The sequence below is a fragment of the Thermodesulfobacterium commune DSM 2178 genome, assembly GCF_000734015.1.
In the GTDB taxonomy this organism is placed as follows: Bacteria; Desulfobacterota; Thermodesulfobacteria; order Thermodesulfobacteriales; family Thermodesulfobacteriaceae; genus Thermodesulfobacterium; species Thermodesulfobacterium commune.
Genome location: NZ_CP008796.1, coordinates 48,889 through 71,364, shown reverse-complemented (window position 1 = coordinate 71,364; position 22,476 = coordinate 48,889). Strand labels below are relative to the sequence as shown.

At 38.1% G+C, this 22,476-nt stretch carries 23 protein-coding genes and 1 tRNA gene; 11 read left to right on the top strand and 13 right to left on the bottom strand.

Annotated elements, in window-relative coordinates; all coding sequences use genetic code 11:
* The 7 genes from HL41_RS00385 to HL41_RS00355 all read right to left on the bottom strand — a co-directional run bounded on the left by HL41_RS00385 (position 1) and on the right by HL41_RS00355 (position 4,535).
* Positions 1-195 (bottom strand): Trm112 family protein, encoded by a 195-nt coding sequence (locus HL41_RS00385; protein WP_038063070.1) that lies wholly within the window; start codon positions 193-195, stop codon positions 1-3.
* Positions 196-208: 13 nt separating this feature from the next.
* Positions 209-2,101 carry a sensor domain-containing diguanylate cyclase gene (locus HL41_RS00380; protein ID WP_038063067.1) on the bottom strand — a complete coding sequence of 631 codons (1,893 nt, stop codon included), beginning with the start codon at positions 2,099-2,101 and terminating at the stop codon, positions 209-211.
* Positions 2,102-2,175: 74 nt separating this feature from the next.
* Entirely contained in the window at positions 2,176-2,526 is a 351-nt protein-coding gene (locus HL41_RS00375) for a hypothetical protein (protein ID WP_038063064.1), read from the bottom strand.
* 2 nt (positions 2,527-2,528) lie between these two features.
* Positions 2,529-2,741: a hypothetical protein gene (locus HL41_RS00370; RefSeq protein WP_038063062.1), complete on the bottom strand. Its 213-nt coding sequence runs from the start codon at positions 2,739-2,741 to the stop codon at positions 2,529-2,531.
* Complete coding sequence (gene efp / locus HL41_RS00365; protein ID WP_038063060.1) at positions 2,742-3,305, bottom strand: elongation factor P; 564 nt, start codon at positions 3,303-3,305, stop codon at positions 2,742-2,744.
* A gap of 4 nt (positions 3,306-3,309) precedes the next feature.
* A complete protein-coding gene (locus tag HL41_RS00360) occupies positions 3,310-4,359 on the bottom strand; it encodes a bis-aminopropyl spermidine synthase family protein (protein WP_038063058.1) in 1,050 nt (349 codons plus the stop codon).
* Positions 4,360-4,458: 99 nt separating this feature from the next.
* A tRNA-Met gene (locus HL41_RS00355) sits at positions 4,459-4,535 on the bottom strand.
* A 143-nt stretch (positions 4,536-4,678) separates the two neighbouring features.
* On the opposite strand from HL41_RS00355, the gene HL41_RS00350 reads away from it, so the two are divergent.
* Positions 4,679-5,266, top strand: a complete 588-nt coding sequence (locus tag HL41_RS00350; protein ID WP_022855641.1) for a DJ-1/PfpI family protein — start codon at positions 4,679-4,681, stop codon at positions 5,264-5,266.
* A gap of 43 nt (positions 5,267-5,309) precedes the next feature.
* Here HL41_RS00350 and HL41_RS00345 read toward each other — a convergent pair whose 3' ends face one another.
* The 5 genes from HL41_RS00345 to HL41_RS00325 form a co-directional block, all read right to left on the bottom strand.
* Positions 5,310-6,788: an ammonia-forming cytochrome c nitrite reductase subunit c552 gene (locus HL41_RS00345; protein ID WP_038063055.1), complete on the bottom strand. Its 1,479-nt coding sequence runs from the start codon at positions 6,786-6,788 to the stop codon at positions 5,310-5,312.
* An 18-nt stretch (positions 6,789-6,806) separates the two neighbouring features.
* On the bottom strand, positions 6,807-7,256 hold the full coding sequence (gene nrfH, locus HL41_RS00340; protein WP_038063051.1) for a cytochrome c nitrite reductase small subunit: 450 nt from the start codon (positions 7,254-7,256) through the stop codon (positions 6,807-6,809).
* 100 nt (positions 7,257-7,356) lie between these two features.
* Positions 7,357-8,253, bottom strand: coding sequence for a site-specific tyrosine recombinase/integron integrase (xerA, locus tag HL41_RS00335; protein ID WP_038063048.1), 897 nt, complete (start codon positions 8,251-8,253; stop codon positions 7,357-7,359).
* Positions 8,250-9,695: an ATP-binding response regulator gene (locus HL41_RS00330; protein WP_038063045.1), complete on the bottom strand. Its 1,446-nt coding sequence runs from the start codon at positions 9,693-9,695 to the stop codon at positions 8,250-8,252. The genes xerA and HL41_RS00330 overlap by 4 nt, the downstream gene beginning before the upstream one ends.
* Positions 9,696-9,724: 29 nt before the next feature.
* Positions 9,725-10,963 (bottom strand): MFS transporter, encoded by a 1,239-nt coding sequence (locus HL41_RS00325; RefSeq protein ID WP_038063042.1) that lies wholly within the window; start codon positions 10,961-10,963, stop codon positions 9,725-9,727.
* A gap of 230 nt (positions 10,964-11,193) precedes the next feature.
* Here HL41_RS00325 and HL41_RS00320 point away from each other — a divergent pair, with 230 nt between their 5' ends.
* The 3 genes from HL41_RS00320 to ppcA are packed head-to-tail and all read left to right on the top strand — an operon-like array spanning position 11,194 to position 13,239.
* Entirely contained in the window at positions 11,194-11,430 is a 237-nt protein-coding gene (locus tag HL41_RS00320; protein ID WP_038063039.1) for a cold-shock protein, read from the top strand.
* 58 nt (positions 11,431-11,488) lie between these two features.
* Positions 11,489-11,719 (top strand): DUF4911 domain-containing protein, encoded by a 231-nt coding sequence (locus HL41_RS00315; RefSeq protein ID WP_038063037.1) that lies wholly within the window; start codon positions 11,489-11,491, stop codon positions 11,717-11,719.
* Between the two features lie 38 nt (positions 11,720-11,757).
* The gene (gene ppcA, locus HL41_RS00310; RefSeq protein WP_038063035.1) at positions 11,758-13,239 is read left to right on the top strand and encodes a phosphoenolpyruvate carboxylase; all 1,482 of its coding nucleotides are present in this window, start codon (positions 11,758-11,760) and stop codon (positions 13,237-13,239) included.
* 16 nt (positions 13,240-13,255) lie between these two features.
* Here ppcA and aroC read toward each other — a convergent pair whose 3' ends face one another.
* Positions 13,256-14,350: a chorismate synthase gene (aroC, locus tag HL41_RS00305; RefSeq protein ID WP_038063032.1), complete on the bottom strand. Its 1,095-nt coding sequence runs from the start codon at positions 14,348-14,350 to the stop codon at positions 13,256-13,258.
* A gap of 70 nt (positions 14,351-14,420) precedes the next feature.
* On the opposite strand from aroC, the gene ispD reads away from it, so the two are divergent.
* Genes ispD through HL41_RS00270 form a run of 7 tightly spaced genes read left to right on the top strand, consistent with a single transcriptional unit; the run spans position 14,421 to position 22,433 of the window.
* On the top strand, positions 14,421-15,113 hold the full coding sequence (ispD, locus tag HL41_RS00300) for a 2-C-methyl-D-erythritol 4-phosphate cytidylyltransferase (RefSeq protein ID WP_038063558.1): 693 nt from the start codon (positions 14,421-14,423) through the stop codon (positions 15,111-15,113).
* A gap of 30 nt (positions 15,114-15,143) precedes the next feature.
* Positions 15,144-15,821: a hypothetical protein gene (locus tag HL41_RS00295; RefSeq protein WP_038063029.1), complete on the top strand. Its 678-nt coding sequence runs from the start codon at positions 15,144-15,146 to the stop codon at positions 15,819-15,821.
* 33 nt (positions 15,822-15,854) lie between these two features.
* A complete protein-coding gene (locus tag HL41_RS00290; RefSeq protein WP_038063026.1) occupies positions 15,855-17,795 on the top strand; it encodes an aconitate hydratase in 1,941 nt (646 codons plus the stop codon).
* On the top strand, positions 17,750-18,754 hold the full coding sequence (locus HL41_RS00285; protein ID WP_081856438.1) for a lytic murein transglycosylase: 1,005 nt from the start codon (positions 17,750-17,752) through the stop codon (positions 18,752-18,754). Before HL41_RS00290 ends, HL41_RS00285 begins: the two co-directional genes overlap by 46 nt.
* Positions 18,735-19,910: a M24 family metallopeptidase gene (locus tag HL41_RS00280; protein ID WP_038063023.1), complete on the top strand. Its 1,176-nt coding sequence runs from the start codon at positions 18,735-18,737 to the stop codon at positions 19,908-19,910. The genes HL41_RS00285 and HL41_RS00280 overlap by 20 nt, the downstream gene beginning before the upstream one ends.
* 3 nt (positions 19,911-19,913) lie before the next feature.
* The gene (locus HL41_RS00275) at positions 19,914-21,584 is read left to right on the top strand and encodes a CTP synthase (protein WP_038063021.1); all 1,671 of its coding nucleotides are present in this window, start codon (positions 19,914-19,916) and stop codon (positions 21,582-21,584) included.
* 3 nt (positions 21,585-21,587) lie between these two features.
* A complete protein-coding gene (locus HL41_RS00270; RefSeq protein ID WP_000227988.1) occupies positions 21,588-22,433 on the top strand; it encodes a PHP domain-containing protein in 846 nt (281 codons plus the stop codon).
* The last annotated feature ends 43 nt before the right edge of the window (positions 22,434-22,476 follow it).

Sequence of the window (22,476 nt, the reverse complement as noted above, 5' to 3'; positions counted from 1 at the left end):
TCAAAAACTTAAATCTTCAAGTTTTAAAGCCTCTTCTACCAACATCACCGGGATGTCTTCTACTATCGGATAAAGTAGTTTACAGGTCTTGCAAACAAATCCTTCTTTATCCTGAAAAACCAAAAACTCAAGCTCGCCTTTACATTTAGGACAAGCAAGTACCTCTAAATAAACTCTAATTCTCTCTTGTTCCATAACCTACATAATATCATGTTTCAAATTTTACGCAATTTTTTCCCGACCTTTTTGCTAAATAAAGGGCTGAGTCTGCTCGTTTTATCAAGCTTGCGATTTCTTCTTTTTCTTTTAAACGGTATTCACTTACCCCTAGGCTTATGGTGATTTTAAGCCGATGAATACCTATTTCTAAATCTTCTACTGCTTTTCTTAGTTTTTCTGCTACCAAAACTGAATTTTTAAGGTCTGTTTCTGGTAAAACCACGATAAACTCTTCTCCTCCCCAGCGCCCAACTATATCCTGGTCTCTAAGCTGTCCTTTTAAAGTTTCAGCAAGAACACTCAAAACCTCATCACCTACGTCATGCCCATAAAGGTCGTTTATCCTTTTAAAGTTATCTATATCTATTATAATTACTGAAAAAGTTTGTTTGGTCTCGCTGGCTTTTTCTTTAAGATTTTCTAAAACCGTAGCTATAAACCTTCTGTTAAAAAGCCTGGTAAGTGGGTCGGTGATAGAGTTTAAGTAAAGTGCATCTTCTAATTTTTTTCTTAAAGTTATATCCCAAAAACATACGACTGTTTCAACGACCTTTCCTAACTCATCTCTAACATGAGAAACCTTAACGTTAGCTATCAAGTAAGAACCATCTTTCTTTTTAAGAACCATATCCCCTGTAAATTCCTCTCCTTTTGAAATAGCCTCACATATCTCACACCTGTCATCTACCGGCTCTACAAAAACCTCATGGTCCCTCTTTCCGATCAAATCTTCTTCTGAATACCCTAAAAGTTTTAAAAGTTTTGGGTTTACAAAGTTAATCTTAAGTTCTTTCACCGTATAAACGGCACTTTCCATGAACTGAATAACCGTATTAAATTTTTTCCGTTCCAAAAAGCTTTCCCTTGCTTTACGGTTGGTGTAAAAAGAAATAAAAAGTATCAACAGCAATAAGAGGGTGTAAATATAAACATTCCTATAAAACTCTTTATATAACCCCTCTACCGCCTCTGCCCTCTGGATGATTAACAAATACCCTACAGTTTTTTCTTTAAAATCCTTGATAGGAAGGGTTACTACCTCATAAACTTTTCCTTGTTGTTTTAACTCAACAATATGTGGCTTATCTGAAGATATGGCCTTTTTAAATTTAAGGTCTTGCTGTAAACCGTGTAAGGTACTACCACATAAACTGTCATTTCTAAAACTCCCCTGGTATTCAACCAAGTCTTCTCCAAAAAAACTGTGCGAAAACTGAGACTTATATGGTTCTTCAAGTTTGTCTACCGTCTCTTTTTTATTAAAAATCAGCCTGAAACAAGCTCCTGGGTTTAGCTGATAAACCAACTTTTCAAAATGTTTTAAAGAAATGATAAAATCAACACCTCCTAGGTAATCCCCTCTTTCATCAAGTAAAGGAAAAGTATGTCTAAAACCACTCAGCATTTTTCCTGTAGAAAATCCAAACACAGGTTTTTTGTGTGTCATTACATAAACCACGTCTTCTCTATATTGAGTAAGATCCTCTCCATAAACAGAAGGATTATAAAATCTTAAAAGACTCCTTCCTTCTTGAGTATGAAAATGAAGGTCTATTTCTAAACTGACAAGGCTTTTGATAAAAGGCAAAAGAAACTGATAGATCTTCTTTCTTAAGACCTCTTCATTCTCCTTATAGGTTGTAAAAATGTTTTTTATGTTTTGAGAGGCTCCTATCCCTTGGGCATAAAGGGAGGTTAACTCTTTCATCGAATAAAGGACCGAATTGTACATCGCAAGCTTATGGTCTAAGTGGTTTGAAAAAATAGTTTGCTTTTGCTTCTGAAAGTTATAATAGATAAACCAAATACCTAAAGTCCAGCCAAATAAAACTGAAATCAGAATTAGAATGTAAGATTTATAAGACCGTAAAAAATCTTTCATAGTTCCCCACACAATAACATCGAATTACAAAAATTCAAGAAAAAATTTTTCACCATCGAACAAACCACTATGGGTTAAAGGATAGGTTTGAGGGCTTTTTGAAGGATTGCTAAGAAATCCTTTAAAGACTGATAAACCTTTTCCAGATCTTGCTCTTCAGAAAAAATCACCTTTTTAGTGGTTAAAAGGACTTCCTGGTCTTCTGGGTCGACGGCTTCTACAGCTTTTTGCCAGATTTCTTGGAAAGATGGAGGTGTGTCTGGAGGAGTTATCTGAGAAAGAGACCAAAGGGCTTTGAGCCCTGTTTGGAAAATTTCTTGAGCCTTTTTCCTAAATTCCTCTGGTTTTTGTTTGTAAAGATGAAGGTCTTTAAATAGATCTTGGGCATATTTATGATAAGTTCTTGCTCGTATAAAATAAACCATTTCTAATCAGAAGGCTTTTTCAATACCTCTTCGCCCCATTTTCTGTAAAAATGTTTAGATATCACCTCATCTGCTATCTCACAAATCTGAAAAAGGGTCTCTATCATATCTAACATCTCTTCTTGTCCATCCTTAGGTCTCATCTCAAAATCCTCTATAAAAGCTCCACTTTCTAAATATTCTTTAAACTCCTGAAGTTTTTTAAGAGTAAGCATCTATACAGCCCTCTCGATATATTCGCCTGTCCTGGTATCTACCTTTATCTTGTCCCCTTTGTTGATAAAAAGTGGTACTTGAATGACAGCTCCGGTTTCAAGGGTAGCCGGCTTGGTAGCAGAACCAACGGTATCCCCTCTAACCCCTGGCTCAGTATCTATCACCTCTAACTCCACGATGTTAGGAAGGTCTATACCTATCACCTTCCCCCGATAATAGATGATATAAACATTTAAGTTTTCTTTGAGAAACTTTGCTGCCTCCCCTACTTCTTCTTCTCTAAGGTAAACCTGGTCATAATCCTCTAAATCCATAAATACATATTGTCCTTTTTCCTTGTATAAAAACTGCATCTCCTTTTCTTGTAAGTCAGGTTTTTCAAACTTTTCTCCTGCACGAAAGTTTACCTCAAAAACCCTTCCAGTAGTCAAGTCTTTTAATCTAGTTCTAACCGTAGGCTGGTTTTTGGAAATCTTGACATGCTGAAACTCTAAAATCTCGTAGGGTTTCCCCTCCCATTCTATTTTTAAACCTCTTCTGAAATCTGAAGTAGTATAAGCCATAGCTTTACCCCTCTTTTCTATTTTTCTCTAAATAAGAAGGTAAGGGGGTTGCCCAGGATTCATCATCAAAATAAAGCTCTTCAAGATCAGCAGGAACCTCTATGTCTAACACTTTAGGATCTTCTACAGCTTCAAACCTAACAAAACAAGACTTATACCAATCTACCTCTGGCATCGACAAATCAAACTCCCTCATAATCCTGTAAGTCCGGTAAAAATCCTCCCATTGATTTTCTTCCTCAGGATAGGTGGTAAAATCCCTTAGAATATCAGTTAAAACAAAACCTGAGTCCAAGATAAACTTTTGAAAGTCATACCACTTTTTTAACGAAGCTTCTCGATGGGTAAACCCTATATAACCCACCGATCCCTCACCTTTTAAAGACTGGATACATCTGTTTACAAAAAGTTTCAACCCCTTCTGCGTCTCTACAGGGTCTGTAACAAATATATCAAACTTTTTACAAAGCTCGGCAGGAAGTTTTTCTATCACGTTATAATTATAGACCTCTATGTTTTGATAACCAATCAGGTTTGCTTTTTCTTTGATAAATCTGTTAATCCTTTCGTCTATTTCTACCACCACTATCCTTTTGGGTAGTTTGGTAAGAGCCATGCTGAGAGAGATTAAATCGTCATCTCCTAAGATAAAAACCTCTGTCCCTTCAAGATCACCTCTTTCATAGATAAAAGCAGTCCTTTTGACCGTATCTTCTGGTTTTATAAAACCCTGGTCAAAATCACTGGTTGGTAAAGGACGGTCCTTAGTAATCTCTATAAAATCTTTTAAAACCTGCTTCCAAAAAGGATTTTGCTCAAAAGGAGAACAAAAAAGACATCCTGGACTTTCATACGGAAAAATCGGCAAACCCTCATCAGCAAGATAAAAATAGGGTTTTTCATATTTTATTTTACCTTCCTGGAGAAGCTGTTTGATAGCTTCCAAAAAATCTACCAGATGAGCATCTTGATAGTTTATCAGCTGCCAAAAAGAGGCCCTATCTTTAGCCAGTACTCTTAACACTTGTTTTTTAATACGCTCTAAACTTTTCACTTTCTAATCCTCTTCAAAAATTTTTATGTATATGTATAAAAAGAGACCTAAATAAGGTTTTAGCCCCTGGTAAGAATGTTTACAGATAGAGAAACAAATTGGTTGCGGGGGTGGGATTTGAACCCACGACCTTCGGGTTATGAGCCCGACGAGCTACCAGACTGCTCCACCCCGCGATCTTTCAACCTGTGCTTTATAATATAATAAAAGTTTTAAATATGTCAAGGCTTAAAGAGGTTTTTTATGATTAAAAACCTTGAAAGAATCTTTTCTAATTTTATCTTTTTTTTTAAAAAATACCTGACAAGGGGGTAAGGTTATGGGTGCCAAAAGGATACTGATGTTGGTGGGAGACTATGTGGAAGATTATGAAGCTATGGTTCCATTTCAGATGCTTCAGATGGTGGGGCATCAGGTCGATGCAGTGTGTCCTGGGAAAAAACCTGGAGATGTGGTAAAAACAGCAGTCCATGATTTTGAGGGAGATCAAACTTATTTAGAAAGAAGAGGGCATAACTTTAGGATCACCGCAGATTTTGATAGTATAAACCCAGAAGATTATGACGGTCTTGTAATACCCGGAGGTAGAGCTCCTGAATATTTAAGGTTAAACGACAAAATCATCCAGATAGTCAAACACTTTGCCGAAAAAAACAAACCCATCGCAGCCATATGTCATGGGCCTCAACTACTCACCGCAGCAGACGTGATTAGAGGTAAAAAGCTTACGGCTTATCCAGCAGTAAAAGCTGAAATAGTGCTTGCTGGTGGGATATGGTGTGACGTAAACGAAACTTTTACTAACGTATGCGTAGACGGAAACATCGTTACTGCCCCCGCCTGGACGGCTCATCCTTGGTGGATGGCTAAATTTCTTGAACTCTTAGGAACAAAAATTGAACCTTAATAAAATAATTATAAAAGGGGGGAGTTCTCCCCCCTTGTTTATCTTAAAGCATCCCTTCAAAAAGTTGTTGTATTCCAAAGGGGTCTTTGAACTCCTGCTCTGGCCTAAAGTTAAGTTTCTTTTCACCTCTGTTGTTGATATATTTAGAAATCTCAAGGTCTATTTTTGCAGGAACCTCTACTCCTGCTTTAGCCAGAATAGTTCTTAAAAGAGACTCTGACTTAGAGGCAAATCCTAAAGCGTCTGTTAAAATCCTCATAGCCTCTGTGGGGTTGTGAAACCCTACTGAATTTTCTGCTCCTACAAAGATTACCCTATAGATAGCTTCTAAATAAAGGTCTTTAGCTTTGTTGTATAAAGTCTGGTCTATGGTCTTCCCTTGAGTTTGAGCCAGATGCACCTTCTCGAAAAGTTTGGCTGCTACCGCTGTCTGATATCCAGCCCTTATATAGGCAGAAATCGTCCTATCCTGAATGGCAATCACTTGCTGTTTTAACCAATCAGCACTTTGAGGATGGCATTGTTTACAAGACCTCATGTTATCTTTTAGAGGACTCATTACTCTGTGTTCACTTACCTTATAGCTCCCCATCCTTTTGTAAGGCATATGACAATCAGCACAAGAGACCCCTGCATTCCAGTGCACCGAGTTTCTTGAATAAAGCTCAAACTCAGGATGTCTGATAAAGGCCAATTTAAACCCTGTGACCGCCTGTTTCCACTCTCCATAAGCTGGGTTGCTTTTTAAAACTTTAATGATGTTTTCTATGCTGATATCTCCCCATTTACTGCCTTGCCATGGGAAAAAGATGCCTGTAGGCTTCATATCCTGGTCTCTCGGAATTACATAAGTAACATGGCATTGAGCACACACCAAACTTCTCATCTGTTGATGGGTTAACCCTTTTTCGTCTATTCCTAAATCCTTTAAAGCCTTCCCTAAGGTAAATGCCCTTCTTATATGGAGGTTCATCGTTTTAGGGTCATGACAATCTAAACAAGAACCACCAAGGTTCCGGTGTTTTTCTGGGATCCAACCCAATGCCTCTTTAAACGGAGTGTTGTAATATTTAGCCCCATACTGTTTTTCAAGGTCAGCAGAATAGGGAGTCTTGCAGGTCAGACAAACTCCTCCGGGTTTGGTTCTTGAGGGGTCTATCTCTTGAAGGTCTATCATCCTGTAGTAATGTCCCCTTGGCTCGTTATACTCTCTACCAAATCCAAATCCGTTATAAATAACAGCTAAGAAAGGAAACTCAGAGAGTTTATCATAGACTATTTTATCAGTATCCCAACCTCTCTTATACTTGCTTAAGCCTGCAGGAGTAGGTTCAGACTCTTTTTTCCACATTTCATAGTGAAGAGGGAAAGCTTTTCCCCATACCTCTGGGTCTACCTCGTTTTCAGCTATCTTAAAAGCTTCCTGACGGAAATCTTTTGCTTTTTCTGGAGGCTTACAACCAGCTATCAAAGAAACCAAAACCATAAGGGTTAAACCTAACCACAAAGACTTTCGTTTCATCTTATCCCCCCTTATATTTTATTTTTCTAAAACTTCTAAACTGCTACTTAATTTATGCCTTACCTTTACATGACATTCCCAGCAGTTTCTGTCTTTCACATTTATCATAGACACCATATCTTTATGACACCTTATACAATTTTCCTGAACCAAAACTTTACCATGAGAAGATAGGGTAATTTCCTCTGGTATAAGATTTAGGTGAAACTTTACCAAATCCTTAGTTCCGTCAACACCTTTCCAAAAATAATGTCTGAGTTTATTGTCATGAGGAAGATGGCAGTCTATGCAATTAAGCTGATTATGCAACCCGGACTTTCTTAAAGAAAGGCTCTGGTCTTCCATCACATGACAACTTGCGCAATAGGAATTTTTACTGGTATAGGCAACAAGCTTAGGCATACCTAACAAACCCACAAACAAAACCACCCCTAAAAACACCACCCCTATAGCTACCTTATTTTTCATAAGGCCCCCTTAGAAGATTTAAGCATCTTCCTATAAAATTCTAAATATAAAAAATCTTTTAAAATTCTTTGACTTAGATCAAGAAAATGGATTTTACAGGTTATTCCTTTTTAGCCCGGGGATGGGACTTAAGATAAACTTTGAGTAGATGTTCGTAACTAACCTTGGTGTACATTTCTGTGGTAAGAAGGGAAGCATGTCCCAAAAGTTCCTGAATAGCCCTAAGGTCAGCCCCTGAGTTTAAAAGATGGGTAGCAAAAGAATGTCTTAAAGTATGAGGATGAAGGTATTCTATTCCATAACTTTTTCCTAAGGTCTTAAGTATGTATCTAACCCCCCGATCGGTTAACTTGTCTCCCTTTGAGTTAATAAACACAAACTCATGATTTTTTCCTAAGTTTAAAAGTACTTTTTCTCTTTCTCTCAGATATCTTTCTAACAGCTGTTGTGCCTTCTTGCCAAAGGGGATCATCCTTTCTTTATTACCCTTTCCTATGACCCTTAAAAACCTAAGTTGCAGGTTTAGCTGGTTAAGCGTTAGATTGGTAAGCTCTCCTACCCTTAAACCACAGCCATAGCCAAGTTCTAAAATCGTCCTGTTTCTAAGACCAAGAAAACTATCCTCTTTTACCTGTTCTATCATCTGGTTCAGTTCTTCTTCGGTAGGAACACGAGGAAATCTTTTTAAGACCCGAGGGGTTAAGAGATAAAGGATTAAGTTTTTAGGTATGACCTCTTTTTTAGAAAGAAACCTAAAAAAGCTTCTTAAAGCACTTACCTTCCTTGCGATGGTAGTGGGTGCTTTTTTAGTTTTTTTAAGGTTCGCAAGATAAAGCCTTAGATGAAAAGGCTGTAAATGTTTAAAATCTTTTATGTTTAAAGCCTGGTAATGATTCAAAAAATCTTCTAAATCCTTTTTATAGGCCTTTAAAGTCTGAGGTGAATAGTTTTTCTCTACTTCTAAATATTTTAAAAACTCCTCTAACCATCGGTTCATAGCATAACTTCTTCAATCTTAGCCAAGAGTTGTTCTACAGTAAAGGGTTTTAAAAGCAGTTTAAAACTGGGAAGTTCTGCCAGAGATAACAAATCTCCTGTCAAAAACAAAACCTTTAGGTCTGGAAATTTTTGTTTTAAATTCTGGTAGACTTCAAACCCTTTTATTCCTGGCATATGATAGTCGGTAATAAGAAGGTCTGGAGAAGAAATTTTATCAAGGTTTTTTTCTAATTCTTCATAGTTAGAAAAAGCCCAAACTTGATAACCTTCTCCTTCCAATATTTCTTGCATACTTGCTAAAATTTCTGGTTCGTCTTCCAGAAGGATGATTTTAAGTTTTTTGATCTCCGATTTTTTCAACGGGCTTAATAAGGTCACACTCAGCGCAGGGACCCAAATCTTAAAGGTTGTGCCTAAATTAACCTTGCTTTCTACCTCTAATTTTCCCCCCAAACTTGTTATATGATTTTTTACCAAGAATAGCCCTAAGCCACTGCTTTCCTTTTTAGTAGTAAAAAAGGGCAAAAAGATTTTTTCTAAGTTTTCTTCAGGGATACCGCATCCGGTATCTTTTATCTCGATTATCAAGTATTTCTTTTCAAGGGTTTTTAAAGATAGTGCTATTTCTATCTTTCCTTCGTCTTCGATAGCATCCTTAGCATTGCTGATAAAATTTAAGAAGATATACCTCCAAAAAGTTTCTTCTCCTGGGACAAAAACGTTTACTAAAGACCCTAAAGAGAGCTGTATTTGAATTTTAGGTCCGGCAATGATCTGAAAAATATCTAAATTGTTTTTTAAAAAAGAAACCATTTCTAACTGAGAAGAAAGGACATCTCTTATTCCTTTGGTATAATCTATAAGCAAACGGTTAAGGTCAATCCAAGATTTTAAGGTTTTTTCTGCCAAAAACTTATACCTTTTAACCTCTTCTGGTTTGTCTACGTTTTCCTCTATGTTCTTTAAGTACTTAAGGGTATTTTGCAGAATGTTGTTAAAATCATGGACTAAGCTTCTTAAAAACTCGGAAAACCGTTGATTTTTTTCCAACTCTTCTATCTTAGCTCTTAATTCTGTCAGCTCTCCGGTGTCTTTTCCTACCATCAAAATAAAAATTTTCTGTGGAGTCAACTCTACCTTATAAAAAAAAGCCTCCAACGTAATAATCTTACCTTCTCTGGTTAGAAATTTAATTATAGTTTTATGCTTATGCTTTTTTAAAAGTTCTTTTTTTAGCTCTGTCAGGAAATTAGGATGGTAGGCTAAAAATCCCCCTATTCCTTTTTCTAGAAGCTCTTCTTTTGTGTATCCTAAATTTTCTTCAGCCACCTTGTTTAAATAAACTACCTTATCCTGTTCAAGAATCATCACATACAAATCTAAATCTCTAGCACACTCATCAAGATTTAGGGTTTCTACAATCTTTTTTAGCTCTACCATTTCTAAACCCTCTCTGAGAAATTAATAAACTATTTTTTTAGTTTAGCAATATTTAAAAGAAAAAAATTTACTAAAACTAAACTTAATACATAAAAACTTACCAGCCATCCTACACCTACCTTTTCTGCAAGTACCCCTGCTAAAAAACTCCCTAAGGGATGAACCCCTAAAAAAGAAAGAGTAAAAAAACTCATCACCCTACCTCTTATTTCTGTAGGGGTATTTTCTTGAAGGTATGAGTTGGCTATCGGATAAAAATTAGTAAAAGAAAAACCTAAAAGGAGACAACAAAAGAGGGTTAACCACCAAATTTTAGACCACACCAACCCTAAAGCCCCTAAGGCAAAAATACAAGTAGAAACCCAGAGTTTAGAAAGTTTGTTTTTAACTTTCCCTAAAATTATATAAACCGAGCCAAGAATAGCCCCTATACCTACCATAGAAGAAAGTTGACCAAACTCTTTTCCGCCTCCTCCGAATAATTTGTCAACAATTATCGGAAACAAAATGAGAATAGAAGCTCCAAAAAAAGTAAAGCTAAAAACCATACCTATAACAGCAGGAAGTGCTCGTTGTTTTCTAAACAAAGTAAAAACTTCTTTAAATGCTTCTATAAAATTTTTCTTATTTTCAAGGTCTATCTGATAGGATTTTTGATATTTGATAAAAAATAAAAGAAAGAGAAAAAAAGGTAGATAAGAAAGGGCATTAAAATAAAAACATTGATAAAGCTGTCCATAAGTAATGATAAGACCTGCTAAAAAAGGACCAACCATCCTGGCTGTATTAAAAGAAAGAGCCTGGAAAGATATAGCTTTGGTAAGGTAGGTTGACGGAACTATTTCGCTGATAAACACCTGTCTCAAAGGGGTGTCAACAGAGGCAAGACTAACAGCCAACATGTTTATCAACACTACCAGCCAAAAACTTAACCTTCCCTCTTGAGTAATGAAACCCAACAAAACTGAAGGCAAAATCCCTAAAAACACCACCCATGTTAAAAGTTTTTTTCGGTCAAATCGGTCTATGATTAATCCTGCCAAAAAACTAAAAACAAAAGTAGGTAAAGAGTTAAACAAACTAAAGATACCTAAATAAAAAGAAGACCGGGTTAGCTCATAAACCAGCCAAACAATAGCAGTGTTATAAGTCCAAGAACCGGTAAAAGAAATAAAGTGTCCTAAAATAAAATATCTGAAATTTTTAATCTTAATAGGATTTTCAGAAAGGTCTAAAAAAGCCAAAAAGTTCCTTATACCAATTTCCATTTATTTTAAAATTTTAGCTTTATTTTCTAAAATAGCAATCTGTTTAAACAAATCTTAAAAAAAACACCTCTCAGACTCATCAAACGACAACCTTTTCCTCAATCCCACACAAACCTTCAGTTTTAAACTATTTTTAAAAATTTTTAAAATTTTAAAATTTACCCCTTTACAAATAAATTTTTTGAGGTTAAGTATAACTAATAGAAAAACTTAAAGGAGGTTTTAGTAACATGTTTAGAGGTAAGGTTAAGTGGTTTGACGAGAAAAAGGGGTATGGCTTCATTTCCAAGGATGATGGCGGAGATGTGTTTGTACATTACTCTGCCATAGAAATGTCTGGATTCAAGACCCTTAAGGAAGGACAAGTGGTAGAGTTTGAGGTAGTGCAAGGTCCTAAAGGCGAGCAAGCTTCAAAGGTGAAGGTCGTCAACAGCGGCAATCTAGGAAGATCACCTAAAAGCGAATAAACCATAGTTCTGGCTTTTAAAATCACAGAAGGGGGTCTTCCCCCTTCCTTTTTGCTAAATGCGGAGTGGATACTTTCTGGTTAAGGTTAATCCTTCTCAGATTGCCTTCTTCAAGTTTATACTTGAAGGCTATGACCATCTATCAAGTCTAACCATATTAGATCCTAAGTCTGGTTTGACTAAAATCTATTTTTATCCTAAAAATCTTATTTTTGTAAATGACCTCCTAGAATATCTTAAAGAAAAACTTGAGATTGAAATATTAGAAACCTCTGTTAGTTTTAATTAAATGGAGTCTTCAAAAAACTTTTTTAGATAGAGGTGGTTATGAAGGTTCCAAGGGTGATGTCTACCCAACATCCAGATAACGTTTCCATGCCTTTTTTTGCAGAGCATCCTGACATGTCAGGTGAAGACGAGATCCAAGAGGCCTATTATGCCTTTTCTCATTTAGGTTGCGATGAACAGATGTGGGACAGTGAAGGCAAAGAGGTAGACGACTTTGTGGTTAAAAAGCTTTATAGTAAGTATCCTAATTTTTTTAAAAGACATCTTTTAGGCAAGGACTGTTTTATCACCCTTAGAATCCCTAACCCCACGGTAGAAAAAGATGAGGCTAAAATTTTAGTTGAGGCCTTAGAAAGTATCCCTCGGTCTATGGATGCAGCCCGTATCTTCTTAAAGGATCATCCTCCTCCGATTTTTGAGGTAATACTCCCAATGACCACTTCAGCCAAGGAACTCAACCGGGTTTATTATTACTACAAAAACTTTATCGCTGGTCTCCAACATCAACCTATTTACCCAGGAGACATCACGGTAGCTGAGTGGGTAGGTGAGTTTCTACCTGAAAGTATCAACGTTATTCCACTTTTTGAAAACATCGAATCCTTTTTTAACATAGATCGAATCTTGGAAGAGTATGTTAAAGACAAAAATCTGACCTATCTTCGGGTGTTTTTAGCTCGATCTGACCCGGCGTTAAACTATGGGCTTATAAGTGCTGTTTTAGGGGTTAAAATTGCCTTAAAAAAATTAGAAAGTTTTGCCTTAAAGCATGATGTAGAGGTTTATCCTATATTAGGGGTAGGAACCCCTGTTTTTAGAGGGAACTTTTCTCCTTACACCGTAGAAAAGGTTCTTTCTGAGTATTCTTCGGTAGAAACCTTTACCGTTCAGTCTGCCTTTAAATATGATTTTCCGGTAGAGGATGTAATTTCAGGGATCAAAAAAGTAAAAACTTTTATCAGACATCCTATCTCAGACATAGACTTTGAATTTTGTCAAAAAATAATCCAAAAGATTTCAGAAGAGTATAAAGCTACCATCGCCCCGATTGCTCCTGCGATAAACGAATTAGCCAAATTTGTACCAAAAAGAAGGATGAGAAAACTCCATATAGGCCTTTTTGGTTACTCAAGAAGCCTTCATGGGATAGTGCTCCCAAGGGTTATAAGCTTTTGTGCTGCCTGTTATTCTATAGGTCTTCCCCCTGAAATCTTTGGGTTAAACGCTTTAACCAAAGAAGAGTTACATGAACTTAAAAACTATTACCACAACTTAGAGTTTGATTTTTCTAAAGCTCTCCAATATTTTAACCCAAAATGCTTAGACCTTATGCCTGAAGAGGTCAAAAACAAAATTATCAAAGCTCTGAACCTCCTAAATATTTTAAACCTTAACTATGAGCCAAACGAGGAACATAAAGAAGTCACTTCTACCCTACTTAAAAACCTTAAAAAAGGACTTTCCTCGCAAGCTACCAGCCTGATAGTAGAAGCAGGTTATCTGCGTAAATTTTTAGGCTAAACCAACCTAAAAACCTTTAACCCCAAAAGTTAGGGAAACGTAATCTTTGCTGAAAGGCCAGATAGGCTAACTGCCTTAAAAGATGGTCTGCAAGCACGATCCTAACCATAGCCTCTACCACAGGAACAATCCGTGGTATTGCAGAAACATCATGTCTTCCTTCTATGATAAGGTCTAACTCTTCTTTTTGGAGATTTATCGTCTTTTGAGGTTTTCTTATACTGGGGATAGGTTTTACCGCAACCCTTAAAACTATATCTTGCCCTGAAGAAATCCCTCCTAAGATCCCTCCGGCATCGTTTTTTAAAAATCCATGAGAAGAGATAGGGTCGTTATTTTCAGAGCCTTTAAGTTGAGCAGCCTTAAAACCAGCTCCCACCTCTACCCCTTTTACCGCCCCTATACTCATCAAACCCTTAGATAGATCAGCCTCAAGTTTATCAAAAACTGGCTCTCCCAGTCCTGCAGGCACTCCCCTCGCTAAAACCTCTACCACCCCTCCTAAAGAGTCTCCCTCTCTAACTGCTTCTTCAATCTTTTGGCACATCTTTAAATAGGCCTCCTCATCAGGGCAATAAAGATGATTTTGATAAATAAACTCAAGGTCTCTTTTTTCAGCAACTACCCCACCAAGAGCAATGGTATATGCTACCACAGATATCCCATATTCTTCAAGCACCCTTTTAGCTACAGCTCCGGCAGCTACCCTTACCACCGTTTCCCTTCCGCTACTTCTTCCTCCTCCTCTGTAGTCTCTAAAACCTCCGTATTTCATATGATAGGTAAAATCTGCATGGCCTGGTCTAAACACCTCTTTAAGCTGTTGATAGGCAGAAGACTTTACGTCGGTGTTATACACTAAAATCCCTATCGGAGTTCCCGTCGTATATCCTTCAAAAACCCCAGAAAGAATTTCCACCCGATCCTTTTCTTTACGAGGGGTTTGCCCGATAAACTCCTTAGACCGTCTTTTATCTACTTCTTTCTGAATATACTCCTCTGACAAGGTTAAACCAGGTGGACATCCCTCTACCACCGCTCCAAGGGCCTTACCATGAGATTCTCCAAAGGTGGTAACCCTAAATAAAACCCCAAAACTATTTCCTGACATGTCTTTTCCCCTTTATTTTCTGTTTTTGTTTATTATAATTCTAAACCTAAAAAAACAAATCAGAAGGCCTATGGTAGTTGCTATACTCCCTGCTGCAGGAAAAGGAGAGAGGCTGGGAGAATCCCTCCCCAAACAGTTCTTAGACCTGAAGGGAATACCTCTTTTAGTAAGAACCCTTTTAGCCTTTGAAAAAGCCCCTCAGATAGACGGGATAATCATAGCTACCCACCCACTTTATTTAGAACATACCGAAAACCTGATCAAAAGCTTTAACCTCAGAAAGGTGTTAAAAATAGTTGAGGGTGGCACAACCAGACAGAGGTCAGTTTATCAAGCGGTTAAAATAGCCCCTCTAGAAACAGAAGTCTTCCTTGTGCATGATGCCGTAAGGCCTTTTGTTCCCGAATCCCTTATAAAAAGGGTGATAGAAGCTACTCGTTCTTATGGAGCCTCTGTCCCGGCTATCCCTGTAAGGGATACCTTAAATTTAGTGAAAGATCACCTTGTGAAAGCTAACGTGCCCAGGGAAAATCTGTTTCATATCCAAACCCCTCAAGGAATAAAGGCTAACCTTTTGAAAACCTGTCTTGATGAGGCCATAGCCAGGGGGTTAGAGTTCACAGACGAAAGTTCTCTTTTAACCTATTTTGGCCATCCTGTTTATGTAGTAGAAGGTTCTTGGCTAAACTTTAAAATCACTTTTAAAGAGGACCTTATCCTTGCAGAAAAGTTAATTGATTGTAAAATAGAAACATTATTTTAACCAAACTTTATTAAGGATTGCTTTGTTTTCATGAGGTTTAACTGGATAGGTAGCTTACCAGAAGACCCAAAAGAGTTTTTGTCGGTAGTTAAGCAACAGCTGAAACTGCCTTTAGAAGAGGCCTTTAAGCTTTTCTATCTTACATTAAGGATAAAGGCCTCAAGTGATAGCCCGGTTTATAAATTTTTAGAGCGCACCCCTACCGGAATAAAGTTTGACGAAATCGGGAAAAGGGAGTATCTCCTTACCCTTTCTGTTTATGCCTTAAGGGAGATCATTTCTCAACATATAGACTTGAAACTAGTTAAAAACCTTTATCTTCTTCTTTCTAAAGAGCTTCCTTCTGAGTTTTTAAAGGACGTTTCTCCCAAACATTCCATCGTTGTGTCTCAAGATATCCTTTTAGAGCTTTTAACCACGGCAGGAAAAACCGAGCTTCCTGCCTTTTTAAAGGCTAAGCACATAATCTTTAACCTGAGGATAGATGGTAACAGCGAAGATTTATTAAAAATTACCCCCTATCTTACCAACTTTTTCTTTGTTTTTGAGCCTAAACCTAAAGAGTTTTGCCTTTACACCTCATTTTCTATCTCGGAATTTGTTCTTTTTTCGATAAAAACTGAAAAATTCAAGTCAATACAACCGGAAGTAGAAAAGACCTTAGAAAAGTTTAAGGCCCTTTTCCCAGAGTGTTTTGGAGAGTTGTAAAACAACCTCAGTAAATCTTCTAAGGAGGAAAAGATGGGGAAACCTTTGGCTTACAAAATTTTAGAAAACCATTTAGTGTCTGGGCGTTTAGTGCCTGGAGAAGAAATCGCCATCAAGATAGACCAAACCCTTACCCAAGATGCAACCGGGACGATGGCTTATCTTGAGTTTGAAGCCATAGGTATAGACAGAGTAAAAACAGAACTTTCGGTATCTTATGTAGACCATAACATCTTACAGAGTGATTTTAAAAACGCAGACGACCACAGGTTTTTACAAAGTATAGCCAAACGTTATGGGATTTGGTTTTCTAAGCCAGGGAACGGGATCTGTCATCAGGTGCATTTGGAAAGGTTTGCCAGGCCTGGTAAAACCTTGTTAGGTTCTGACAGCCATACCCCTACTGCTGGCGGATGTGGAATGATTGCCATAGGTGCAGGTGGCCTTGATGTAGCGATGGCTATGGCAGGAAAGCCCTTTTATCTTAGAACTCCTAAGATAGTAGGAGTTTATTTAGAGGGAAAACTTCAGCCTTGGGTAACAGCAAGAGACATTGCTCTTTATCTTCTTTCTAAACTTACGGTAAAAGGTGGTTTAGGGAAAATTTTAGAGTATTTTGGCCCCGGGATAAAGTATCTTAGCGTACCTGAAAGGGCTACCATCTGTAATTTAGGTACAGAAATGGGAGCAACCACCAGTATTTTCCCATCTGATGAAATTACCCGTAAATGGCTGATAGCTCAGGGAAGAGAACAGGACTTTGTAGAACTTTTGCCTGACGAAAACGCTCAGTATGACGAAATCATAGAGGTTGACCTTTCCAAGTTAGAACCTCTTTGCGCCTGTCCCTCTTCTCCTGACAACGTAAAAAGGGTTGCAGAAGAGGCAGGTAAACCTGTGGCTCAGGTTATCATAGGGTCTTGTGCCAATTCTTCGTTAAAAGACCTGCTGGTTGTAGCTAAGGTACTTGAAAAATATAAAGTGCATCCTGACGTCTCTTTTGAGGTAAACCCTGGGTCTCTTCAGGTGCTTGAAAATCTGGTAGTACTTTCAGGATTAAAATCCCTGTTAGAGGGAGGCACAAGGCTTCACCAAAGTGGATGCTTAGGTTGTATTGGTATGGGACAAGCCCCTCCTACTAACTCCATCTCTCTAAGAACTTTTACCAGAAACTTCCCAGGACGTTCTGGCACAAACCCTGATTTCGTATATTTAGTCTCTCCTGAAACCGCGGTAGCCTCTGCCATCAAAGGGGTAATAACCGACCCAAGAGAATTAGGAGAATATCCAGAGGTAGTTCTTCCAGAAAAGTTTATTATAAACGACACCCTTCTAATACCACCTCTACCAGAAGATGAGGCAAAAAAAGTAGAAATCATAAGAGGGCCTAACATAGCTCCTCTTCCACCGTTTGACCCTCTTCCTGAAACCTTAGAAGGGATTTTTGTGTTAAAGGTAGGAGATAACATCACAACCGACCATATCATGCCTGCTGGAGCCCAAATTTTACCTTTAAGAAGTAACCTACCGGCAATCAGCCAGTTTGTATACAAAAACGTAGACCCAGATTTTGCTAAAAAATCTTTAGAGCTAAAAGAAAAAGGATTGGCTGTAGGGATTGTAGGAGGAGAAAACTACGGGCAAGGTTCCTCAAGGGAACATGCAGCCTTAGCCCCAAGGTATTTAGGGGTAAGGGTAAAATTGGCCAGATCCTTTGCCAGGATCCACAGAAGCAACCTGATTAACTTTGGAATCTTGCCTCTTACCTTTGAAAACCCGGCAGACTATGAAAAAATCTCTCAAGGAGATAGTTTTATCATAGAAAACATTCGAAACTTGATAGAAAAAGGGGAAAAAAGGGTTAAAATTATAATCAAAGGGAAAGGTGAGGTTTGGGCCTTAGCTGAACTCACAGAAAGGGAAAGAGAATGCATATTAAAGGGTTCTTTACTCAATTTAGCCAAAGCAGGGTAGTCTGGAGTTTTTCCCTAATAATTTTAGGGTTATTATTAGGGCTGTTAGGTATCCTTTTTCACCCTGCTGTAAAACCTGTAAAAGTTTTGGCTAATGATCCTTTGCTTAAACCTTATGTAGAAGACCTTAAAAACCGCATAAAAAATGACCTTAAAGGGAAGGTTCCTGAAGAATACATAGAAGAGGTTTTTTCTTCTCCTGAGCTTGCCTATCTTCCCAACCTGATGATAAAAAGACTTACCTGGAAAGAAACCAAATTACCTTACCATCAGTTTTTAGAAGACCAGAGGGTTGAGCGGGCTAAAAACTTTTTAAAAGAGAACTTAGAGTTTCTCGAAAACTTAGAAAAAAACTTTGGGGTTGATAAAGAGGTAATAGTGGCGATTTTATTGGTTGAAACCAATCTTGGACAAAACACCGGAAAATTTCCTGTATTTAACGTGTTTTTTAGCCTTACCCTTTCAGGTAATAAAGATTTGCTTAAAAACTTTGTGTATGACGAAACTATTTCGTTAGATGACGAAAGAAATTCAAACATCATCGCTAAAAGAAGTAACTGGGCTTATAACGAGCTTTTACACTTTCTTACCATCTGCTATCAAAATAAATGGGATCCTTTCTCTATCAAAGGGTCTATCTTTGGAGCCTTTGGTTATCCCCAGTTTGTACCCAAAAGTTACGTAATCTATGGTTACGATTGGGACCAAGACGGCAAGGTAGACCTTTTTAAGATGGAAGACGCCTTAGCTAGCATAGCCAACTACCTAAAAAAAGAAGGCTACAACTTGAACGGAACAGTAGAAGAGAAAAAAGCTGTTATCATGAAGTACAACCTAAGTGAACCTTATGCTAACACCGTTTTAGCCATCGCCGAAAGATTAAAAAAAATAGAACAAGAAGCCTCTTCACAAACAGAACAAAAGGAACAAGAAAAAAAAGATGAACCTGCAAACCGATGAAGTAAAGTTCCGTCTCCAAAGGTTTCAACAACTTCTTAACCAGCACCAAATCGATTTAGCCTTGATTATAAACCCTCTCAACATCTTTTATTTTAGCGGAACCTTTGCCAAAGGATTTCTTTTGATAAGCCCTAAGGAAGTAAAGCTTTTGATAAACCGTCCTTGGGAGAGGGCTAAAAAGGAAACTTTAATTCCCTGTGAACCCATAAAAAGCCTAAAAGAACTACCTTTAATCATCTCTTCTCTTCGTTCTAAAGGCTCGTTAGGCATAGAAAAAGAAAACATCCCTGTAAGAGATTTTTTAAGATATCAGGCACTGCTTGAGGGTTATTCTTTTATTGCCATAGATCAACTTATCTTAGAAACACGGGCGGTTAAAACCCCCTATGAGATCGAATGTATCAGAAAAGCAGGAAAGATGCTTGATAAAGCTCTTAAAAGGGCTTTACCTCACTTCAAACCAGGAATTAAAGAGTTAGAAGCCAGTGCTATTTTAGAAAAAGAACTAAGGATATTAGGTCATCCTGGACTTACTAGGTCTTTAAACGGATTTGAACTCACCTTTGGATACCTTATCTCTGGTAAAGAAGGTCTTAAAGCTACTCCCTCTTATACAGGAGAAGGAGGTGAGGGAGTACCTTGTTTTCCGGGAGGGGCAAGTTATAAGAAAATCTTAAAAGAAGATGAACCTATTCTTATAGACTTCAGTGGTTATCACCAGGGCTACTACATAGACCAGACCAGGATGGTTAGTTTTAAAAAACTGCCTTATGCCCATGAAGTTTATCAGGGAAGTCTTTATATCTTAAAGGAACTCAAGGAGTTCATAAAGCCAGGTTTAAACGGAGATGAGATCTTTGCTAAAGCTAAGGAGTTAGCTGAAAAAACCGGTCTTGGCAGTTATTTTATGTATTCTGACGGAGACTTAGGTTTTATAGGACATGGAGTAGGTCTGCAGATAGATGAACCTCCTGTCCTTGGGAAAAAACAAAAAATGACCATAAAAGAAAACATGGTGATAGCCTTAGAACCTAAGTTTCACCTCCCTGAGGTTGGAGTAATTGGTGTAGAGGAAACCTTTTTAGTCACAAAAGAGGGATTGAAAAGTTTAAACACCACCTCAACCAAATGGAAAATCCTAAAAAGGAGTGTGTGAGGTATGAGAAAGCCCAGGAACAGGATAAAAGTCCATACTAAGTTTATTTTTATCACAGGAGGAGTACTTTCCTCTTTAGGAAAAGGGCTTGCTGCGGCTGCTATAGGGGCTTTGCTTGAAGCTCGAGGATTAAGAGTTACCTTCCAAAAACTTGACCCTTACATCAACGTAGACCCTGGCACGATGAACCCTTTTCAACACGGAGAGGTTTATGTTACTGAAGACGGAGCTGAAACAGACCTTGACTTAGGACACTACGAACGGTTTACCCAGGCTCAGATGGGAAGTAAAAACAACTACACCTCAGGTAAAATCTACTATTCAGTTATCACCAAAGAAAGAAAAGGGGAATTCTTAGGTGGCACCGTCCAGATCATACCCCATGTTACCGACGAAATAAAACAAGCTATTTTAAGTTTAGCAGAAGACAACGTAGACGTAGCTATCGTAGAGATAGGGGGGACGGTGGGTGATATAGAAAGTCTTCCTTTTCTTGAGGCTATAAGACAGTTAGGATATGAACTTGGTAGAGATAACGCCCTTTTTATCCATCTCACCTATGTACCTTACATCAAAACCGCAGGGGAGTTAAAAACCAAACCTACCCAGCACAGCGTAAAAGAATTAAGGGCTATCGGAATTCAACCTGACATCCTTTTATGCAGGACTGACAGGTTTTTACCTACAGACATCAAGAAAAAGATAGCCCTTTTCTGTAACGTAGAAGACGATGCAGTGATCACTGCCAAAGACGTAGACTGTATCTACGAGATACCGCTGGTGTTTCATCAAGAGGGCTTAGATAAGAAAATCATAGAATACCTTAACATGTGGACCAGAGAGCCTGACCTTTCCCTTTGGGAAGAGATAGTAAAAATCTATAAAAACCCTGAAGACGAAGTAACCATAGCCATCGTGGGAAAATACGTAAACCTGAAAGATTCTTATAAGTCCCTTAACGAGGCTTTAGTACATGGAGGCATCGCTAACAAGCTAAGGGTAAACCTAAAGTTTGTAAATTCTGATGAACTTACCGAGGAAAACGTAGCCTCGATCCTTAAAGATGCCGACGGGATTCTTGTCCCTGGAGGGTTTGGAGTAAGAGGGGTTAAAGGCAAACTTTTAGCCATCAAGTATGCCCGAGAAAAAGGAATTCCCTTTTTTGGGATCTGTTTAGGGATGCAGCTTTCGGTGATAGATTTTGCAAGAAATGTCCTTGGGTGGAAAGAGGCGAACTCTACAGAGTTTGACCCCCAAACCCCTTATCCAGTAATCTATCTTATGAAAGAATGGTATAACTACCGTACAGGCAAGATAGAAATAAGAGAAGAGGGTTGTGATTTGGGTGGCACGATGCGCCTTGGGGCTTATCCTTGCAGACTTTTAAAAGGCTCGAAAGCCTGGGAGGCTTATCAACAAGATGAGATTTTTGAGAGACACAGACATCGTTATGAGTTTAACAATCGTTATAGAGAGGAATTAGAAAAAGCCGGGCTTAAGATCACAGGGACTTCTCCTGACGGAGAGCTGGTAGAGATAGTAGAGATCTCAGACCATCCTTGGTTTGTAGGGGTCCAGTTTCATCCTGAGTTTAAATCTAAACCTATCGCCCCCCATCCTCTTTTTAAGGACTTTATCAAAGCCTCTTATCAAAACAAGAAAAAAGGGGGTTAAATTTTGGTTGACCTTCACACCCATTCTACCGCCTCTGACGGAACCTTTTCCCCTAAGGAGTTGGTAATTTTAGCCAAGAAAGAGGGATTACAAGCCTTAGCCCTTACAGACCATGACACCACCCAGGGACTTAAAGAGGCCTATCTCACTGCTAAAGAGGTAGACCTTCCCTTTCTTTGCGGGGTCGAGATAAGCATTAAGTTTGAAGGACCAGGGCATTTTCATCTGTTAGGTTATTTTTTACAACCTGAAATCCCTGAAATACAATCTACCTTAGAGATTTTACAAAAAGCTAGAGACACCCGTAACCAAAAAATGATAGAAAAACTTCAACAAGCAGGAATAGATATTACCTTAGAAGAGTTAGAAGAAATCGCCCAAGGGGAGATAGGAAGACCTCATATTGCCAACCTTCTGGTTAAAAAAGGTGTGGTTAAAACCTTTGAAGAGGCTTTCCAGAAATATTTAAAAAAAGGGGCCTTAGCTTACGTACCTAAGGCCCTCCTTTCTCCTGAAGAGGCGATTAACCAAATTAGACAGGCTAAAGGTATACCTGTTTTAGCCCACCCTTTTACCTTAAAACTCTCTTATGCCGACCTTTATAAATACTTATCCTGGCTGAAAGATATAGGTTTGATGGGGGTTGAAGCCTACTATACCGAACATAACCAGGATTTTACCCGATTTTTGCTTGAAACAGCCCAAAAACTTGACCTTATCGTTACCGGAGGAAGTGATTTTCACGGCGCTAACAAACCTGACATAAAACTCGGTAAAGGGCTTAACAACCTTTCTGTTCCTTTTTCTTGCTACCAAAACCTTAAAAACTTGCTTGAAAAAATAAATTAAAATCGTATATTTTTACTAAAATGATAAATTTAAGTCTTTAAGG

Coding starts and splice junctions, on each gene's coding strand:
- HL41_RS00385 (WP_038063070.1), bottom strand. CDS start 195: ATGGAACAAGAGAGAATTAGAGTTTATTTAGAGGTACTTGCTTGTCCT.
- HL41_RS00380 (WP_038063067.1), bottom strand. CDS start 2,101: ATGAAAGATTTTTTACGGTCTTATAAATCTTACATTCTAATTCTGATT.
- HL41_RS00375 (WP_038063064.1), bottom strand. CDS start 2,526: ATGGTTTATTTTATACGAGCAAGAACTTATCATAAATATGCCCAAGAT.
- HL41_RS00370 (WP_038063062.1), bottom strand. CDS start 2,741: ATGCTTACTCTTAAAAAACTTCAGGAGTTTAAAGAATATTTAGAAAGT.
- efp (WP_038063060.1), bottom strand. CDS start 3,305: ATGGCTTATACTACTTCAGATTTCAGAAGAGGTTTAAAAATAGAATGG.
- HL41_RS00350 (WP_022855641.1), top strand. CDS start 4,679: ATGGGTGCCAAAAGGATACTGATGTTGGTGGGAGACTATGTGGAAGAT.
- HL41_RS00345 (WP_038063055.1), bottom strand. CDS start 6,788: ATGAAACGAAAGTCTTTGTGGTTAGGTTTAACCCTTATGGTTTTGGTT.
- nrfH (WP_038063051.1), bottom strand. CDS start 7,256: ATGAAAAATAAGGTAGCTATAGGGGTGGTGTTTTTAGGGGTGGTTTTG.
- xerA (WP_038063048.1), bottom strand. CDS start 8,253: ATGAACCGATGGTTAGAGGAGTTTTTAAAATATTTAGAAGTAGAGAAA.
- HL41_RS00330 (WP_038063045.1), bottom strand. CDS start 9,695: ATGGTAGAGCTAAAAAAGATTGTAGAAACCCTAAATCTTGATGAGTGT.
- HL41_RS00325 (WP_038063042.1), bottom strand. CDS start 10,963: ATGGAAATTGGTATAAGGAACTTTTTGGCTTTTTTAGACCTTTCTGAA.
- HL41_RS00320 (WP_038063039.1), top strand. CDS start 11,194: ATGTTTAGAGGTAAGGTTAAGTGGTTTGACGAGAAAAAGGGGTATGGC.
- HL41_RS00315 (WP_038063037.1), top strand. CDS start 11,489: ATGCGGAGTGGATACTTTCTGGTTAAGGTTAATCCTTCTCAGATTGCC.
- ppcA (WP_038063035.1), top strand. CDS start 11,758: ATGAAGGTTCCAAGGGTGATGTCTACCCAACATCCAGATAACGTTTCC.
- aroC (WP_038063032.1), bottom strand. CDS start 14,350: ATGTCAGGAAATAGTTTTGGGGTTTTATTTAGGGTTACCACCTTTGGA.
- ispD (WP_038063558.1), top strand. CDS start 14,421: ATGGTAGTTGCTATACTCCCTGCTGCAGGAAAAGGAGAGAGGCTGGGA.
- HL41_RS00295 (WP_038063029.1), top strand. CDS start 15,144: ATGAGGTTTAACTGGATAGGTAGCTTACCAGAAGACCCAAAAGAGTTT.
- HL41_RS00290 (WP_038063026.1), top strand. CDS start 15,855: ATGGGGAAACCTTTGGCTTACAAAATTTTAGAAAACCATTTAGTGTCT.
- HL41_RS00285 (WP_081856438.1), top strand. CDS start 17,750: ATGCATATTAAAGGGTTCTTTACTCAATTTAGCCAAAGCAGGGTAGTC.
- HL41_RS00280 (WP_038063023.1), top strand. CDS start 18,735: ATGAACCTGCAAACCGATGAAGTAAAGTTCCGTCTCCAAAGGTTTCAA.
- HL41_RS00275 (WP_038063021.1), top strand. CDS start 19,914: ATGAGAAAGCCCAGGAACAGGATAAAAGTCCATACTAAGTTTATTTTT.